This window comes from Desulfatiglans anilini DSM 4660 (assembly GCF_000422285.1).
Lineage (GTDB): Bacteria > Desulfobacterota > DSM-4660 > Desulfatiglandales > Desulfatiglandaceae > Desulfatiglans > Desulfatiglans anilini.
Map to the genome: position 1 here is coordinate 1 of NZ_AULM01000088.1, position 2,791 is coordinate 2,791.

The 2,791-nt window shown below is 45.1% G+C and carries 2 protein-coding genes; both read right to left on the minus strand.

Features of this window, described 5'->3' with window-relative positions; genetic code table 11:
- Nucleotides 1–575 precede the first annotated feature (575 nt).
- The gene (locus H567_RS28230; RefSeq protein WP_084517715.1) at nt 576–1,634 is read right to left on the minus strand and encodes a glycosyltransferase family 4 protein; all 1,059 of its coding nucleotides are present in this window, start codon (nt 1,632–1,634) and stop codon (nt 576–578) included.
- Nucleotides 1,631–2,575, minus strand: a complete 945-nt coding sequence (locus tag H567_RS28235; RefSeq protein WP_084517717.1) for a glycosyltransferase family 2 protein — start codon at nt 2,573–2,575, stop codon at nt 1,631–1,633. The genes H567_RS28230 and H567_RS28235 overlap by 4 nt, the downstream gene beginning before the upstream one ends.
- Nucleotides 2,576–2,791: the final 216 nt, after the last annotated feature.

Here is a 2,791-nt window from a genome sequence, read left to right on the forward strand (position 1 = left end):
CGCCATCTCCGTGATTTGCGGACGGCCCTCTTCTGGCTTCCCGGCGCGAAGAAACCCGGACGGAGGTTGGAAGAGCCCACATCTCAGCAAATAGCTGTTCTGGATGCTCTCGGCTTCGTGATCGAGGACGGTAGGGTCCTACAGAAGCAGTAGCTATTTTTTAATGCGATAACAAAGACTTGCTTCTTTTTCCAGTTTCTTATTTGTAAACTCGAGTAAAAGAGACAACATTTCCTCAATCACCTATGCATCAAATGGTGTAAATACACACCATGAACTATCTGTTCTAAACAAAACAGCTTAAAAAGCTTAACAAATCATAGCGCCAATTTACATCAATTTAAAAAAAGTAGGTATAATAAAAAAAGTATATCTAACCGTTAAAATTCATAAATCGTGCGCGATCACGCCGTCTAATCCAGTCCGCGTGATCGCCTACCTTCGTCGGTGATCTAGCGGCTGCGAATTTGATGCAGGGGCTCTGCTAAAATGCTGGTTCCTCATGGAGAAATACTCTATTAAAATTTAGCTGCGCCTTAGCAAAAAAAGCATCCCCTGTAATCCAATACCATAAATCAGTGTATGACCTTTCTTAATGCTTCTACAAAGCGCGGACCCTGGATACGAAGTGAATACCACTCATCAACAATCTTGCGTCCTAAAGCCCCCATTGTTTGTCTTTCTTCTGCGCTGCACTTAAGTAGTTCTTTCAAAGTCAGATGCCATTCTTCATCGGTTTCAGCTAGGAAACCGCTTTCTTTAGAGACAATTTCACAGTTAACACCTACAGGTGAAGCAACTACTGGGAGCCCGCATGCCATGTATTGGATAAGCTTATAACCACACTTTCCGCGTTCCCAAGGGGTATTATCTATAGGCATAATGCCGATATCAAATTTTTGGATCGAAGATACTTCTGTTTGCAGAGACCAAGGCCAAGTTTCCACTGGCGTTCCGGTGAAATCCTCTGGCAGCGCGCCAACAGCGATGAATCGGACTGGCGTTTCGCGTTTCAATGCCTTGAAGACAGGCAGCAACCGTTTAAGATATCGGCTAGTTTTAGGTGTTCCTATCCATCCAACCACTGGTGTTCTACCTGTTGGATCGTTTCGGGGATAATAACGATCAGTGTCTACTACTGTGGGAATAACCATAACCCTGGCGGCGCCAGCTTTCCGTGCCCGTTCAGCCAGGTATTCGTTCCCTGCTATTACCATAGAGGCATTTAGCATTACTACGTCAATTTTGTTACGAAGAAACCGACGCACAAAAGCATGTGGATGTTGATCGTATCGATGGAAAATTGCATCATCGTAATCCGCCAAATATGGCACATTAGTGGCATGGAATAATCGCTCTGTCCAGGCAGGCAAAAAGGGAAAAATCTCTTTTTCAATGATTGTCACATCAAAACGATGCGCACTCAACACTACGCGGACTCGGTTGGCATAACCATACAAGGCGTCTTGTAAGGTTGGACTGGCTGAATAAAGCGCCTGCAAATAGGCATCGGAGAATAAGGGTGATACATGAACAGACATTCCATGCGCTGTAAGATAAGGCAAATATTGAAAAGAACGGATTCTCGAGCTAGCGCCAAGTGGGCCATAACGCGATAAAAGAAGAATTTTCATGAATGAAAGGGCGCGTTAGCGGTAATGATACGTCTCATTCCCTGCCATAGCATTTTAAATGCAGACCATGTGTTGCGCACCCCAGCTATGTCAAGCAGCGCTAGGCAGTAAAAAGTACGTGTGAAAGGCTCGACAGTCGCAGTAATGACAATTAGAAACCAGGCTTGAAACATAGAGAAATGTTTGAGAGCATAGAGCAGACGGCTGCGTAGCGAGTAAAACAGGCGATCCGTTTTTACTTGCCGAGATGTACCACCGCCAGCGTGGAAGGCCTGCGCTTCAGTCAAATACCAGCTGTCCCAACCTGCTAGTCTTGCGCGACGCGACAAATCAAGGTCTTCAAAGTACATAAAAAATCGTTCGTCAAATCCGTCACAAGCTCGTAGCACTTCCTGGCGGATCATATAGAATGCTCCTATTACGTGATCAACGCGGCGCGTATGGGCATGGTCCCAATCATTCATGTGTATCCCTGATCCTAAAAATGTTGGCAGCCTAGATAGGCCTAAGGACGAAACAATGAGGCGGCCAAAAGTCGGAAAGCGCGCACACGTGCGGCTAACCTTACCAGACTGACCAACAAGCTGAATTCCGCAAATCCCTACTTTGGCATTTTCAGCACGCTCCAGAAACTGCAACGGTACCGATAGAGATTTTGCATACACTCGACTGTCTGGATTAAGAAAAAGGACGTATGGAGAAGAGCTTTTCGCGGTACCAATGTTACATGCCGCAGCAAATCCTAGGTTCTTTCCAGTTCGGATGAAGTCAACTCCAGCTAAACTTTCCACCTCATCCAAGGAACCGTCAGTGGATCCGTTATCCACAATAATAATACGGCCAACAGAACCTGAAGCAAATTTCTGGACCGATAAAACACAATTTCTCAATTGCTTTCCAGCATTCCAGTTAACGATGATGATATCTAGCAATTGTGGCATTTTTCAAATAAGCAGTATTAAGAGATTTTGGGTAGTATCACGATATCATTACAAATAACTCAATGCATCAAAAACTCCAAAAAGGACCACGTATGGTCCGTTACGTTGGGTGCATTACGCCTTTCTAGAAAGACGTTTAGCCTTTTCCCTTGTCTTATGATTGTCGAAGAGGTGTTCGAAGGTACCATTGACCAGCGCGCACCGGAGCTTGAGCAT